The following is a 15,810-nucleotide window of genomic DNA, read 5'->3' as shown; positions in this document are numbered from 1 at the left end:
TCTCAGGAAGTTAGACTCCTATGGTGTGACAATCTCACATTCTAGGAAAGGGAATTGTTATGACAATGCTCCTTGTGAAAATTTTTTCTCTCACCTCAAAAGTGAGTCTTTGACTTTATTTCCTCCAGAGAGTCAGAAACAGCTCATTCGCCAAATCAAAGACTATATAGACTGGTATAATATGGATAGACCGCAAGAAAAATTAAAAGGCATGACCCCCGTGCAATATCGGGAAGCATATCTTCATAACTAATACACTTTTTTACTGTCTATTTTAGTTGGGGCTTGACATTAACCCACTTTTTATATTTTCTCGACATAAATCTGTTGGGCAATCATGGGGCTGATTTGCAGCTCTTGCCCCTTGACAGCGAGGATATAAATCTGAGCATAAGGGTCATATTGAACTAGAGTGACTACATCACCAATCTTTAATCCATGTTTTTCTAAATATTTCAATAGCTCAAAATCATCATGAACCCGTCTGAGCACATAATCACCAGCTTTTTTTGCAGTTTCAAGGGTTAAAGTGTTTTTTTCAATTAGCAACTCTCCCTTAGAAGGTATAGTTCCACCGTGAGGACAAGTTGCTGGGAAGTTCAACATTTTATCCAAACGCTCAACAAAACGATCAGAAACGGTGTGCTCCAGAACCTCTGCCTCTTCGTGGATCTCATTTGTTGTGTAGCCCAAATGATTGACTAGAAAAACCTCAATGAGTCGGTGCTTGCGGTAGAGCTCAGAGACCAGCTGCAAGCCCAAGTCCGTTAGCAGATAGCCGCTTTCCTTGTCTTTAACCAGCAGGTTTTCTGCCAGCATTTTCTTTATCATTTCAGTCACGGCAGGCGGAGAGACTTCCATGCGTTGAGCAATTTCCTTATTGGTAATTTTTGGGGTATGAGTCCCGATTTCATAGATACATTTTAAATAATCTTCTTTGTTTGGTGTCATGGAAAATCCTTTCCTAAATCTCTACATCTAGTATATCAAAAAAGGTGCTTAAGGACAAAATTAGACTTCATTTTTTGTGATAATGAACCTGTTGCATGAAGAAATTCATTATACAAGAATTGCATAGGTTAATTTGAAAAGCTTTACTTAAAGCGGTATAATGAGGTAAACTTATAAAGTTTAGCGAGATTATCATTATATTTATGAAACAAGAGGTAGCTATGAAAAAAATAATATTCTTGTCTGTACTTGCTTTGCTGATGTTAACGGCATGTACGAGTCAGCCGTCTAATCAGACAACTAAAGTTAGCGACAGCAAGACCAGTCAAACAAGCACGCAGACTTCTTCTACATCTTCAAAATCAGAGGTAACCATGACAGAAAAAATTAATCCACAGGCTCTTGCTAAACAAGATTACAGCAGTGTAATAGGAACTTGGAAAAATAGTGAAGGGCATACTTTGTCCTTCACTGAGAAAGGTCTTGTTACCGAAAGATTTAATTTTTCAGGTGCTTCGATGACAGATTATGGCACAGCTTCGAGTACTGTTTCTATAAATGAATCACCGGGTGGTTTTCTTTTGGAGTTTATTCCAGCAGGGGTTGCCTTGCCTGACTTTACTGATAGTGAAAGTGGGCAGGTCTATAAAGATCTGTCTGAGCATAGTAAAAATCGACTCTGGCTAGGTCAAAGTTTGATTTCTCGTGCTTCAAAAGGCAACTTTTACTATAAAGTTAATGAATAACAAAATGCTTGTTTCATGTAAAATTCTCGATATTATGACATTTTTAGAAATAAAAGAAATATTTAAGAAATATTTGTAATATTTTCGAAATAAAACTCTTGTATTTTACCTAAAAACGAGATATAATATACTCAAAAAAGAGGAGTGAAATATGAAAAAATTAGGTATCATTTTAGGTAGTTTGCTGGTATTGTTAGCTTTAATCATTGGTGCGATAGCATTATGGGGTCAATCGCAAGAAAAAGGCAAAACAGTTAAGGTGACTAGTTCTGCTAAAAGTGCTGTCAGTAAAAACAAGAGCTCTGTTAAGTCTAGTGAAACAGGGTCATCCGCTACAGCTACTACAGAGGTAGAGCCGAGCTCAACTGCTGCTAATCAAGAGAATTCAGCTAATACTAGTGAAGAAAAAGCTGCAAATAAGCAAGAAACGCAAGTTGATACTAGCAACTTTGCTAGCCTCCAGTCAGGGGACTTTAGTAGTATAGCAGGCTCTTGGAGTAATGCTAGGGGTGAAAAGTTAGAGATTGATGCTGCTGGTAAAACTACCACAGGTATGGTTATTGAGATTTCTGGGAGACAAAACAATCAGTTAATCGGTTCGATTCACGGAGAAAAGCCTGGCGGCGGTGGAGCAGTTTTTATTTATATCCCAGCAGGTGCAGAATATACCTATCAAGATGTGAATGGGAACAAAGGTACGGTTCCATCAGACACAACACGGGATCGCCTATTGACTGTCCAAGCATTACCAGAAAGCTCTTGGTTTTACTATAAAAATTAACTAAAAAACCGTTTGATTAGATCAAACGGTTTTCTTTTTCCCTACTAGAACGGTTGCGGAAATAGTGATTTTCCGTAGTTGACTCCAGTCAATCTTGTCCTTTTGAACGTGAAAGAGGAGCGGGGTCATGGCTAGAAGAGCGTCGCGCTCGTCCTTATTTAGGTCAAAAGTTTGGTGGACATGGTGGAGTTCTGCAAGTTCAAAATGCTCTTTGAAATGCTGCAAGACTTCGTGATTGGAATACTCCTTTTGTTGGAGCTGGTCTTGCGCTAGCTGGCGAATTTCCTGCAAGTGGTCGGCATTGGGAATGACCTTTATCAAGAGCCCCTTGGCGGACAAGAGGCGCTCAAATTCCTGATAATTAGCCGGCGAAAAAATATCCAAGAGGTAGTCGATGCTCTGGCTTTCTATGGGCAAGTGGGCTAAATCCGCCACAAACCACTTGACTGCTTGAGCTTTGTCTTCTCTAGCGGCAAGCTGGATAGAGTCTTTAGACAGGTCGAAAGCGTAGATATTTTTGCCCGTTTTTTCCTCAATCTGGCGGGCATAGTATCCCTCGCCACAGCCGACATCAAGTATGTTTGCGAGGTCGGGTCTGTCTGCCAGAATTTCCAAAAGTTTTTCAAGGATATGCTGGTAAAAGCCGTTTTCTAAAATAAGGCGCCTTTGCTCAAAGGAACTCTTGTCAAAGTCATGTGATGCCTTGGCTTGTGGTGCGAGATTGACATAGCCGAACTTTGCCAAGTCATAGGAATGCCCCTGTGGGCACTTGAGGCTGCGTTCGACCAAGCGGAGCTTTTGCTGGCAAAGCGGGCAGGAAAAGAGCAGGTCAGGGTCGGTGAAACGCTGGAGTTTAGGTGCTAACATGAAATTTCCTTTACAGTAAAAGAGAGTGGGACAGCTCCAATAGTCTGGGAGACTATTGGAGGTTATGGATAAAGCAAGCGAAGCTTGCCACAAAAAAGCTGAAAAGGAATAGTTCGTCGTCCCACCCCCGCGATGCCTATTAGGCTTGTACGGAGCCGGTAAAGGCGAACGTAGAAGCCAAGAGGCTACCGCGTCTTGCAGATAATCTGAACTTGTTTAAGAGGCTGAGGACTATTGTCCCAGATTCTTTTATACTTTAATAAGTAAGAACAAAATATTTTTTCTTACCGCGGCGGATAACGGTTAATTCATTTTCTAGTTTATTGCTGTCAGCCAGGCTGTAATCGAGGTCTTGCACGCGGTCGCCATTGATGTAAATGGCTCCGTTTTGGATATCTTCGCGAGCCTGACGTTTAGAAGAAACGACACCTGCTGTGACTAAAAGTTCGACCAGATTGAGATTATCTTCTGCTTTGACTTGATAGTTTGGAACGCCGCGCAAGCCTTCTTTTAGCTCTTTGACCGAAAGATTTTTGATATTTCCGGCGAAGAGTTGCTCGGTGATGTTGAGGGCTTCTTGGTAGGCTTTTTCGCCATGAACCAGAGTCACCACTTCACGCGCCAAGATTTTTTGGGCGAGGCGTTCATGTGGTGCGGCTTCAAATTGCTGGCGGATTTCTTCGATTTCGTCTAGACTCAAGAAGGTGAAAATCTTGAGGAAGCGCACAGCATCAGCGTCCATGACATTCATCCAGAATTGGTACATTTCGTAAGGCGAAGTCTTTTTGGCATCCAACCAAACGGCGTTACCTTCGGATTTTCCGAACTTCTTGCCGGTTGAATCTGTGATGAGTGGAACGGTAATGACATGCCCAGTTTTGTCCGCCTTGCGGCGTAAAAGCTCAGTACCAGCAGTCATATTGCCCCACTGGTCGCTTCCGCCGATTTGTAGCGTAACGCCGTGCTTGCGGTTGAGCTCGTAAAAATCGTAGCCTTGCATGATTTGATAAGCAAACTCGGTGTAGGAAATCCCCGTTTCAATCCGTTTTTTGACGGATTCCTTACTCATCATGTAGTTGACGGTGAAATATTTACCGACATCGCGCAAGAAGTCAATGAAGCTAATATCTGAAAACCAGTCGTAGTTATTGACCATTTGTGCTTTATTGTCGCCATTTTCAAAATCTAAAAAGCGAGAGAGCTGCCCTTGAATGCTCTTGACCCAGCCGTCGACGGTATCTTTGGTCTGAAGGCTGCGCTCGGTGTCTTTAAAGGAAGGGTCACCAATCAAGCCTGTTGCCCCACCGACTAGAGGATAAGGCTTGTGCCCAGCCAGCTGCAAGTGCCGCAAGACAAGAATCGGAACCAAGTGCCCCAAGTGGAGGCTGTCAGCTGTCGGGTCATAGCCTGAGTAATAAGAAACCGAACCTTCCTCTAAGGCTTTACGCAAGGCGTCTTCGTCAGTGGTCTGAAAAATCAAACCACGCTCTTTTAACTCATCAAAAATGTGCATCGTTCTCTCCTTTACATAAAATATGAGGGCATATAAAAATCGAATGGAAAAAGGAAATCGTTGAAGCGCTTGATAAACACAAAGAAATGTCTCTTTTCCAGAGATTTTAGCCCAAGTTCCATTTTAAAATACGAGGGCGTTACCTTCACTCAAATATTTTTATTTCCCTATTGTATCATACTATTTTGTGATTTGGAACTACTTTTGCTATAATAGTTAGGATAAGGAGTAAAGTATGCAAACATTCTTTGAAAAAGTGAAAGCCTTCTTAGCCAAATGGCAAGAGAAACAATCGCATAAAAAATTAGATAATCCTAATCCAGATGGTTGGACATTTGGTGATATTGGTGGACTCTTTTTGCGATCAATGAAAATTTTGATGAATGTCTTGTTTGTTCTGGTCTTTTTAGGGCTTGTTTTTGGTGCAGGAACGGGGCTTGGTTATGCAGCGAGCCTATTTCAAAAAACAGAGGTTCCTAGCAAGGAGGCCTTGCTGGCAGATGTAAACAAGATATCGGGAATTTCAGAGCTTCGCTATGCTGATGGTAGTTTGATTTCACAGATTGAAAATGATCTATTGCGCATTCCCGTAACGAGTGATGCCATTTCGGATAATGTTAAAAAGGCTGTTATTTCAACGGAAGATGAGAATTTCAATAGTCATAATGGAGTGGTACCAAAGGCTGTTCTTCGGGCGACATTGGGTTCAGTTGTTGGTTTGGGGTCTTCAAGTGGTGGTTCAACGCTAACTCAGCAGTTGATCAAACAACAGGTTGTTGGTGATGCTCCGACTTTCTCACGTAAGGCTTCAGAGATTATTGATGCTTTGGCTCTTGAACGCTATATGACTAAGGATGAAATTTTGACGACTTATCTCAATGTTTCACCTTTTGGTCGTAATCACGAGGGACATAATATAGCGGGTGTAGAAGAAGCAGCACAGGGTATTTTTGGGGTGTCTGCTAAAGACTTATCTATTCCGCAGGCTGCCTTTATTGCAGGCTTGCCGCAAAGCCCCATTACCTATTCTCCTTATTCAGCAGATGGAACTCTAAAATCAGCAGAAGATATGACTTATGGTCTGAAACGCCAGAAAGATGTTCTGTACAATATGTATCGTACGGGCAACCTATCGCAGCAAGATTACGAAAAATACAAAGATTATGATATTTCAAAGGAATTCCTGCCAGCTGGTACAGCTACAACGAATAATCATAATTATCTCTATCATTCTGCCTTGCTTGAAGCTCAAAAGGGAATGTATCAGTATTTGATTGAGCGCGACAACGTTTCAAGCAATGACTTGAAAAATGACGAAACAGTTAAGTCTTATCGTGAGTTGGCAGCTAAAGAGCTCAGAGAGGGTGGTTATGTTGTTACGACAACCATTAACCACGCGGTTTATGATGCTATGCAAAATGCTGTTGCAAACTTTGGTGGACTTCTAGATGATGGAACAGGTGCAGTTGAAACGGGGAATGTCCTTCTTGATAATGAAACGGGGGCGGTTCTTGCCTTTGTGGGTGGACGTGACTATGCTGCTAATCAGAATAACCACGCTTTTGACACAGTACGAAGTCCAGGTTCAACCATTAAACCAATTTTGGCTTATGGAATTGCTATTGACCAAGGCTTGATGGGCAGTGCTAGCATTCTTTCAAACTATCCAACCAACTTTTCAAGTGGACAACCGATTTATCACGTGGATAGTAAAGGAACCGCTATGATGAATCTACAAGAAGCCCTTGATTACTCTTGGAATATCCCTGCTTACTGGACTTACCGTACTCTTCGTGAAAAAGGGGTTGATGTTCCTAGTTACATGAAAAAGCTAGGTTACGAAATTGAAGATTATAGTGTAGAAAGCCTGCCACTTGGTGGGGGTGTTGAAGTTTCTGTTGCAAAGCACACCAATGCTTATCAGGCCTTAGCAAATGGCGGAGCCTACCAAGAAAATTATATGATTTCAAAAATTGAAACCAAAGATGGAAAAGTTGTCTATGAGCATAAGAAACAGCCTGTACAAGTTTATTCCAAGGCTACGGCATCTATCATGCAAGAACTTCTTCGCAGTGTTATTAATTCAGGGAAAACAACAACCTTTAAGAGTCGTTTGTCACAGCTAAATTCGGGATTGGCAGGAGCCGACTGGATTGGGAAAACGGGAACAACCAATGATTATGGCGATTCGTGGTTGATGTTATCCAACCCTAAATCTACCTTAGGAGCTTGGACAGGGCACGATGATAATCATTCTATGACTCCACTCAGCAGTTATAATAATACTGCTAACTATATGGCCAATCTAGTGAATGCCATCAATCAAGCGGATCCATCTATCTTTGGTGGAGGTCAACGTTTTGCTTTAGATCAAAGCGTGATCAAGTCTCAAGTTTTGGCATCAACTGGTGAACGGCCGGGTCAAGTGAATGTCAATGGCCGCAATATCAGTCTCGGTGGGCAAACAGTGACGAGCTATTGGGCAAAAAACGGTGCTCCAGCAACTACTTACCGTTTTGCTATTGGGGGTAGCGATGCGGATTACCAGAATGCTTGGTCAAGTATTTTAGGTGGACGAAAATAAATGCAAATAGTTGTACTCTTTTTGCATTAAGACTTTAAAAATTAATGAAATGAAAGTGTTTTCTCAAGTTTAAAAGTCTTGTATTTTTGCTTGAAATGGGGTATACTAAAACTAGTAATTTGTCGTCTGCTTTTTTGAAATATTGTCCAAAAGAGCTTACAGCAGTTAAATCAAACTTTCAGAGTCCGATTTAGCTGCTCTTTTTGTGCCTATTTTTAAGAAAAATTGCTATTGTCATCAATATTTAATAATTCTGAAAATTTATCAAAAAGGACAAAGAATGTTTTGGTTAGCCTAATCAAAACCAGTCTAGATGTCATATCTCGACTGTATACAAATGAACTCGGGCTAAAAAACGTGGAAAATCGCAAACGAAGTTCGCGCAGTGCTCTCGTTTTCCGACATTTCAAAATCAAAACGATAATTTTTGATTTTGAAATTAGTGTAGGGACTAGAAAAGGCACCTCGTGCTTTTCGTTCTGAGACAGTAGCTTTAGCTGCTAGTCGCAGATGTCTCTGCTAACGTCCTCGTATCTTGTAACTGAACTCGCCCTAAAATCTCGGAATTTAGAGAGGTAGATGTTTTGGCTTTAGCCAATTACAGCTAAGACTACCTTTAGGTACAAAATCTCCTAGGTTCATGGAACCGTCGTTGATTTTCCTAAAATTCTTTCGATTTTTTAACGGGTTCGTATCTTATGTAACTGAACTCGGACTAAAAACTTCGGAAAAAAGATAGATTTCCTTGTGTGCAAGCACACAGCGTCAATCTCCTATTTTTTCTCTCGTTTTCTTAACGTCCTTAGTATCTTAATAAAGGAGCTGTATCTTGGCAGGACATGAAGTTCAATACGGTAAACACCGTACTCGTCGTAGTTTTTCAAGAATCAAAGAGGTTCTTGATTTACCAAACTTGATTGAAATCCAAACGGACTCATTCAAGGATTTTCTTGACCACGGTTTGAAAGAGGTTTTTGAGGATGTACTTCCGATTTCCAATTTCACCGAAACCATGGAATTAGAGTTTGTCGGCTATGAAATCAAGGAACCTAAATACACGCTGGAAGAGGCGCGCATTCACGATGCTAGCTATTCTGCGCCGATTTTCGTGACTTTCCGCTTGATTAACAAGGAAACTGGCGAAATCAAGACGCAGGAAGTCTTCTTTGGTGATTTCCCGATTATGACTGAAATGGGAACCTTTATCATCAACGGAGGTGAGCGGATTATCGTTTCTCAGCTGGTGAGATCACCTGGTGTTTACTTTAATGATAAAGTAGATAAAAACGGGAAAATCGGTTACGGCTCAACAGTCATTCCTAACCGCGGTGCTTGGTTGGAGCTGGAAACTGACTCAAAAGACATTGCCTACACACGGATTGACCGCACGCGAAAAATTCCATTCACTACCTTGGTGCGGGCGCTCGGTTTTTCTGGCGATGATGAAATTTTCGACATCTTTGGCGACAGCGAATTAGTTCGCAATACCATTGAAAAAGATATTCACAAAAATCCAATGGATTCTCGGACTGACGAAGCGCTCAAGGAAATCTATGAGCGTCTGCGTCCGGGTGAGCCTAAGACGGCTGAGAGCTCACGTAGTCTCTTGGTTGCGCGCTTCTTTGATCCACGTCGCTATGACCTAGCAGCAGTTGGTCGCTACAAGATTAACAAGAAGTTGAATGTCAAGAGTCGCCTGCTTAATCAAACCTTGGCTGAGCCTTTGGTAGACCCTGAAACTGGCGAAATTTTGGTCGAAGCTGGTACTTTGATGACTCGCAATGTGATTCGTAGTATCGAAGACCAGTTGGACGCCGGCTTGAACAAGATTACCTACATTCCAAATGATTCTGCAGTCTTGACAGAACCGGTTGAGTTGCAGAAGTTTAAGATAGTAGCGCCGACCGATCCAGAACGCGTGGTTACCATTATCGGCAATGCCAATCCATCTGACAAGGTGCGCACAGTGACACCAGCTGACATCTTGGCTGAGATGAGCTATTTCCTCAACTTGGCTGAAGGTCTTGGTCGCGTGGACGACATTGACCATTTGGGAAATCGTCGGATTCGTGCCGTAGGTGAGCTTCTTGCCAATCAAGTGCGTCTGGGGCTTTCTCGTATGGAACGCAACGTCCGCGAGCGCATGAGCGTGCAAGATAACGAAGTACTGACTCCGCAACAAATCATTAACATACGCCCAGTTACAGCAGCTATCAAAGAATTCTTTGGTTCCTCTCAATTGTCTCAATTTATGGATCAACACAATCCACTGTCTGAGTTGTCCCACAAGCGTCGTTTATCTGCCTTAGGACCTGGTGGTTTAACACGTGACCGCGCGGGTTATGAAGTGCGGGATGTGCACTATACCCACTACGGTCGGATGTGTCCGATTGAAACGCCTGAAGGACCAAATATCGGTTTGATTAACAACTTGTCATCCTACGGGCACCTTAATAAATATGGTTTCATTCAAACGCCATATCGCCGTGTAGACCGCGATAGCGGCATTGTCACCAACGACATCGTTTGGTTAACAGCGGATGAAGAAGATGAATACATCGTTGCTCAAGCAAATTCTAAGTTAACAGAAGACGGGCGTTTTGCAGAAGCGATTGTTATGGGACGTCACCAAGGGAATAACCAAGAGTTCCCGTCAGACCAAGTGGACTTTATGGATGTATCGCCTAAGCAGGTAGTTGCCGTTGCGACAGCATGTATTCCTTTCCTTGAAAATGACGACTCCAACCGGGCTCTCATGGGTGCCAACATGCAACGTCAAGCAGTACCGTTGATTGATCCAAAAGCGCCTTATGTTGGGACAGGTATGGAATATCAAGCTGCTCACGATTCAGGTGCTGCAGTTATTACCCAACACGACGGAAAAGTAACCTATGCAGATGCAGACAAGGTCGAAGTTCGTCGTGAGGACGGCTCGCTCGATGTTTACCAAATCACCAAGTTCCGCCGCTCAAACTCAGGAACTGCCTACAACCAACGGACCTTGGTTAAGGTTGGCGACACGGTCGAAAAAGGCGACTTTATCGCTGACGGACCGTCTATGGAAAAAGGCGAAATGGCGCTGGGACAAAACCCAATCGTTGCCTACATGACCTGGGAAGGATACAACTTTGAGGACGCGGTTATCATGAGTGAGCGCTTGGTCAAAGACGATGTCTACACCTCTGTTCACTTGGAAGAATACGAATCAGAAACGCGTGACACCAAGTTGGGTCCTGAAGAAATTACCCGTGAAATTCCAAATGTCGGTGAGGATGCTCTCAAGAACTTGGATGAAATGGGTATTATCCGTATCGGTGCCGAGGTCAAAGAAGGCGATATTCTGGTCGGAAAAGTAACGCCGAAGGGTGAAAAAGACCTATCGGCTGAAGAACGCCTCCTCCACGCTATCTTTGGTGACAAGTCACGCGAAGTGCGTGATACTTCTCTGCGCGTGCCGCACGGGGCTGACGGTGTCGTTCGTGATGTGAAAATCTTCACTCGTGCCAATGGTGATGAGTTGCAATCTGGTGTCAATATGCTGGTGCGTGTCTACATTGCCCAAAAACGGAAGATTAAGGTCGGAGATAAAATGGCTGGACGCCACGGAAACAAGGGTGTCGTATCCCGTATTGTTCCGGTTGAGGACATGCCTTATCTGCCTGACGGAACGCCAGTTGACATCATGCTCAACCCACTCGGGGTGCCATCTCGGATGAATATCGGACAAGTTATGGAGCTTCACCTTGGTATGGCAGCTCGCAACTTGGGCATTCATATTGCAACGCCAGTCTTTGACGGAGCTAGCTCAGATGACCTTTGGGATACAGTGCGCGAGGCTGGTATGGATAGCGATGCCAAGACCATTCTTTATGACGGTCGTACCGGTGAGCCATTTGACAACCGCGTCTCTGTTGGTGTCATGTACATGATTAAGCTGCACCACATGGTGGATGACAAGCTCCATGCACGTTCGGTCGGTCCTTACTCCATGGTCACCCAACAACCGCTCGGTGGTAAAGCCCAGTTCGGTGGACAACGTTTCGGGGAAATGGAAGTTTGGGCGCTGGAAGCCTATGGTGCGTCAAATGTTCTGCAAGAAATCTTGACCTACAAGTCAGATGATGTCAACGGACGTCTCAAGGCTTATGAAGCGATTACCAAAGGAAAACCAATTCCAAAACCGGGTGTCCCTGAGTCCTTCCGCGTCCTTGTCAAAGAATTGCAATCTCTAGGTCTGGACATGCGTGTCCTTGACGAAGACGACCGCGAGGTCGAGCTTCGGGATCTTGATGAAGGTGAGGACGACGATGTCATCCATGTTGATGATCTGGAAAAAGCACGCGAAAAAGCAGCATTAGAAGCGCGAGCAGCCTTTGATGCTGACAGCAAAGAATAAGTAAAAGAAAGGTAAGAAATAGTGGTTGATGTAAATCGTTTTAAAAGTATGCAAATCACCCTAGCTTCTCCTAGCAAGGTCCGCTCATGGTCCTATGGAGAAGTGAAGAAGCCTGAAACAATCAATTACCGCACCCTAAAACCAGAGCGTGAAGGACTGTTTGACGAAGTGATTTTCGGTCCGACCAAAGACTGGGAATGTGCCTGTGGGAAATACAAACGCATTCGCTATAAAGGCATCGTTTGTGACCGCTGTGGTGTTGAAGTGACGCGTGCTAAAGTTCGTCGTGAACGCATGGGGCATATCGAGCTCAAAGCACCCGTTTCGCACATCTGGTACTTCAAAGGGATTCCAAGTCGCATGGGACTGACTCTTGATATGAGTCCTCGTGCCCTAGAAGAAGTCATCTATTTTGCGGCTTATGTGGTGATTGACCCTAAGGATACACCGCTTGAGCACAAGTCAATCATGACGGAGCGTGAGTACCGTGAACGTTTGCGCGAGTACGGTGCTGGCTCTTTCGTGGCAAAAATGGGAGCAGAAGCAATCCAAGACCTCTTGAAACAAGTGGATTTGGAAACAGAAATCCTGGCTCTCAAAGAAGAACTAAAAACAGCAACTGGACAAAAACGGGTCAAGGCTGTGCGTCGCTTGGACGTCTTGGATGCCTTCTACAAGTCTGGCAACAAGCCAGAATGGATGGTGCTCAATATCTTGCCAGTCATTCCACCAGACCTGCGCCCTATGGTGCAGCTGGACGGTGGGCGCTTTGCGGCTTCTGACCTCAATGACCTCTACCGCCGTGTGATTAACCGTAACAACCGTTTGGCACGTCTCTTGGAGCTCAATGCACCGGGCATCATCGTGCAAAATGAAAAACGGATGCTGCAAGAAGCGGTGGATGCCTTGATTGACAACGGTCGTCGTGGTCGTCCAATCACTGGACCGGGTAGTCGTCCGCTCAAATCTCTCAGCCACATGCTGAAAGGGAAGCAAGGACGTTTCCGTCAAAACTTGCTGGGGAAACGGGTTGACTTCTCAGGTCGTTCGGTTATCGCTGTAGGCCCTACTTTGAAAATGTATCAATGTGGTGTGCCGCGTGAAATGGCAATCGAACTCTTCAAACCGTTCGTTATGCGGGAAATTGTTGCGCGTGACATCGTTCAAAACGTCAAGGCAGCTAAGCGCTTGGTAGAGCGTGGCGATGAGCGCATTTGGGACATTCTGGAAGAAGTGATTAAAGAACACCCAGTGCTACTCAACCGGGCACCGACCCTTCACCGCTTGGGAATTCAGGCTTTTGAGCCAGTTCTCATTGACGGTAAGGCGCTGCGTCTTCACCCTCTGGTCTGTGAAGCCTACAATGCCGACTTTGACGGGGACCAAATGGCTATTCACGTGCCACTTTCTGAAGAAGCGCAAGCTGAAGCTCGTATTCTCATGCTGGCAGCAGAGCACATTCTAAATCCAAAAGACGGAAAACCAGTCGTTACGCCGTCTCAAGATATGGTCTTGGGGAATTACTACCTGACCATGGAAGAAGAAGGCCGCGAAGGCGAAGGCATGGTCTTCAAGGACATGGACGAAGCAGTTATGGCGCTCCGCAATGGCTACGTTCACTTGCATAGCCGTGTCGGTATCGCAACGGACAGCCTCAACAAGCCTTGGACAGACAGTCAAAAGCACAAGGTGCTCATGACAACAGTTGGTAAGATTCTTTTCAACGCCATTATGCCTGATGAGTTGCCTTATCTACAAGAGCCAAACAATACTAACTTGACTGAAGGTGTGCCGGATAAATACTTCTTAGAGCCAGGTCGCGACATTCATGCAGCGATTCAAGAGCTGGAACTCAACGCACCATTTAAGAAGAAAAATCTGGGGAACATCATCGCAGAAATCTTCAAACGCTTCCGCACGACAGAAACTTCTGCCCTGCTTGACCGCCTCAAGAACCTTGGTTACTACCATTCAACCTTGGCTGGTCTGACTGTGGGAATTGCTGATATTCCAGTCGTTGAAAATAAAGCTGATATTATCGAAGAATCTCACAAACGTGTAGAGCAAATTACCAAGCAATTCCGCCGCGGGATGATTACCGAAGACGAACGCTATAATGCTGTCACATCTGAGTGGCGTGCTGCTCGTGAGCGCTTGGAAAAAGAATTGGTTGCCAATCAAGATCCGAAGAACCCAATCGTTATGATGATGGACTCAGGAGCCCGTGGTAACATCTCTAACTTCTCGCAGCTGGCCGGTATGCGTGGTCTGATGGCCGCTCCTAACGGACGGATTATGGAATTGCCAATCCTTTCTAACTTCCGCGAAGGGTTATCGGTTCTCGAAATGTTCTTCTCAACGCACGGTGCGCGTAAAGGGATGACTGATACGGCCCTTAAGACTGCCGACTCAGGTTATCTGACCCGCCGTCTAGTTGATGTGGCGCAAGACGTGATTATTCGTGAGGACGATTGTGGCACTGACCGTGGTCTCTTAATCAGTTCAATCACTGAAGGCAAAGAGATGATTGAATCTCTTGAAGAACGCCTTAATGGTCGTTACACTAAGAAGACTGTTAAGCACCCTGAAACTGGCGAAGTCTTGATCGGTGCAAATGAATTGATTACCGAGGACAAGGCGCGTGAAATTGTGAATACCGGTGTAACAGAAGTGACGATTCGTTCCGTCTTTACATGTAATACCCGCCACGGTGTCTGCCGTCACTGTTACGGAATTAACTTGGCAACAGGTGATGCCGTTGAAGTGGGTGAAGCAGTCGGAACCATTGCCGCTCAATCTATCGGGGAGCCTGGTACTCAGCTGACCATGCGGACCTTCCACACGGGTGGGGTTGCCTCAAACACTGATATCACTCAAGGTTTGCCACGTGTCCAAGAAATCTTTGAAGCCCGTAATCCCAAAGGGGAAGCGGTTATCACAGAAGTCAAGGGTACCGTTACTGCTATCGAAGAAGACGCTTCTACGCGGACTAAGAAAGTCTTCGTTGAAGGAGCGACTGGTGAAGGCGAATACGTGGTGCCATTTACCGCTCGCATGAAAGTGGAAGTCGGAGACCAAGTCTCTCGCGGTGCTGCTCTGACCGAAGGTTCAATTCAGCCTAAGCACTTGCTGGCTGTGCGTGATGTTTTGTCAGTGGAAACTTACCTCCTTGCGGAAGTACAAAAAGTATACCGCAGCCAAGGGGTGGAAATCGGAGACAAGCACATTGAGGTAATGGTCCGTCAAATGATTCGCAAGGTGCGCGTCATGGATCCAGGAGATACAGATCTGCTCATGGGTACGCTCATGGACATCACCGACTTTACCGATGCTAACCGCGATGTAGTCATCTCTGGTGGGGTACCTGCGACCGCTCGTCCAGTCCTCATGGGAATTACCAAGGCATCGCTTGAAACCAACAGCTTCTTATCAGCAGCTTCCTTCCAAGAAACAACTCGTGTTCTGACAGACGCTGCTATCCGTGGTAAGAAAGACCACCTGCTTGGTCTTAAGGAAAATGTTATTATTGGTAAGATTATCCCAGCTGGTACAGGTATGGCGCGCTATCGTAATCTCGAGCCGCAAGCTGTCAATGAAGTCGAAATCATTGAAGAAGTGGTCGATGAAGATCTTGCAAGCGAGACCGCTGAAGAGCTTGTAACAGAATAAAATCTCAATCCCTCTGCTAACTGTTGTGGCTCTTTGTCAACTGTAGTGGGTTGATGTCAGCTAAGATCTGGAGAGAACCGAATTGGTTCTCTCCTTTTTGATATTTAAAGCGATGAGAATTCTAGTTTTAAAGTTGTCAAAGTTCCGAAAGCCGAAAGCGTTGCGCTTGATAACCTTGATAAGGTTGTTAGTGGCCTCTAGCTTAGCATTTGAGTAGGGAAGTTCCAAAGCATTGATAATCTTGTCCCTCTCTTTCAAAAAAGTCTTAAAAACAGTCTGAAAGATAGGGTTTACAGAAGAAAT

The 15,810-nt window shown here is 44.6% G+C and carries 10 protein-coding genes; 6 read left to right on the top strand and 4 right to left on the bottom strand.

Translation table 11 applies throughout. From position 1 onward, the window contains the following. On the top strand, nucleotides 1-253 hold a 253-nt coding region (locus tag A3I3_RS10575), incomplete at its 5' end, for an IS3 family transposase (protein WP_018372044.1). Between the two features lie 50 nt (nucleotides 254-303). On the opposite strand, the gene A3I3_RS0107170 is transcribed toward A3I3_RS10575, so the two are convergent. Next, nucleotides 304-951 (bottom strand): metal-dependent transcriptional regulator, encoded by a 648-nt coding sequence (locus A3I3_RS0107170; RefSeq protein ID WP_018372043.1) that lies wholly within the window; start codon nucleotides 949-951, stop codon nucleotides 304-306. Nucleotides 952-1,172: 221 nt separating this feature from the next. Here A3I3_RS0107170 and A3I3_RS0107165 point away from each other — a divergent pair, with 221 nt between their 5' ends. Both A3I3_RS0107165 and A3I3_RS0107160 read left to right on the top strand, forming a co-directional pair. Continuing rightward, nucleotides 1,173-1,697, top strand: coding sequence for a DUF6287 domain-containing protein (locus A3I3_RS0107165; protein WP_018372042.1), 525 nt, complete (start codon nucleotides 1,173-1,175; stop codon nucleotides 1,695-1,697). Between the two features lie 151 nt (nucleotides 1,698-1,848). After that, nucleotides 1,849-2,478 (top strand): DUF6287 domain-containing protein, encoded by a 630-nt coding sequence (locus A3I3_RS0107160; protein WP_018372041.1) that lies wholly within the window; start codon nucleotides 1,849-1,851, stop codon nucleotides 2,476-2,478. 21 nt (nucleotides 2,479-2,499) lie between these two features. Here the strand turns inward: A3I3_RS0107160 and A3I3_RS0107155 are convergent, their stop codons facing one another. Beyond that, nucleotides 2,500-3,345 (bottom strand): putative RNA methyltransferase, encoded by an 846-nt coding sequence (locus A3I3_RS0107155; protein ID WP_018372040.1) that lies wholly within the window; start codon nucleotides 3,343-3,345, stop codon nucleotides 2,500-2,502. A 256-nt stretch (nucleotides 3,346-3,601) separates the two neighbouring features. After that, nucleotides 3,602-4,858, bottom strand: a complete 1,257-nt coding sequence (gene tyrS / locus A3I3_RS0107150) for a tyrosine--tRNA ligase (RefSeq protein ID WP_018372039.1) — start codon at nucleotides 4,856-4,858, stop codon at nucleotides 3,602-3,604. A 235-nt stretch (nucleotides 4,859-5,093) separates the two neighbouring features. Between tyrS and pbp1b the strand changes: the two genes are divergently transcribed. The 3 genes from pbp1b to rpoC all read left to right on the top strand — a co-directional run bounded on the left by pbp1b (nucleotide 5,094) and on the right by rpoC (nucleotide 15,507). Further along, nucleotides 5,094-7,442, top strand: a complete 2,349-nt coding sequence (gene pbp1b, locus A3I3_RS0107145) for a penicillin-binding protein PBP1B (RefSeq protein ID WP_018372038.1) — start codon at nucleotides 5,094-5,096, stop codon at nucleotides 7,440-7,442. An 829-nt stretch (nucleotides 7,443-8,271) separates the two neighbouring features. Beyond that, complete coding sequence (rpoB, locus tag A3I3_RS0107140) at nucleotides 8,272-11,838, top strand: DNA-directed RNA polymerase subunit beta (RefSeq protein WP_018372037.1); 3,567 nt, start codon at nucleotides 8,272-8,274, stop codon at nucleotides 11,836-11,838. 21 nt (nucleotides 11,839-11,859) lie between these two features. Beyond that, nucleotides 11,860-15,507: a DNA-directed RNA polymerase subunit beta' gene (rpoC, locus tag A3I3_RS0107135; RefSeq protein WP_018372036.1), complete on the top strand. Its 3,648-nt coding sequence runs from the start codon at nucleotides 11,860-11,862 to the stop codon at nucleotides 15,505-15,507. Between the two features lie 60 nt (nucleotides 15,508-15,567). Here the strand turns inward: rpoC and A3I3_RS0107130 are convergent. Further along, the coding region (locus A3I3_RS0107130) for an ISL3 family transposase (RefSeq protein WP_018371198.1) at nucleotides 15,568-15,810 on the bottom strand (243 nt) is incomplete at its 5' end.

It is taken from the genome of Streptococcus massiliensis DSM 18628, assembly GCF_000380065.1.
Classification (GTDB): domain Bacteria; phylum Bacillota; class Bacilli; order Lactobacillales; family Streptococcaceae; genus Streptococcus; species Streptococcus massiliensis.
The sequence above is the reverse complement of the archived record's forward strand: the minus strand, read 5'-3'. Positions and strand labels throughout refer to the sequence as shown.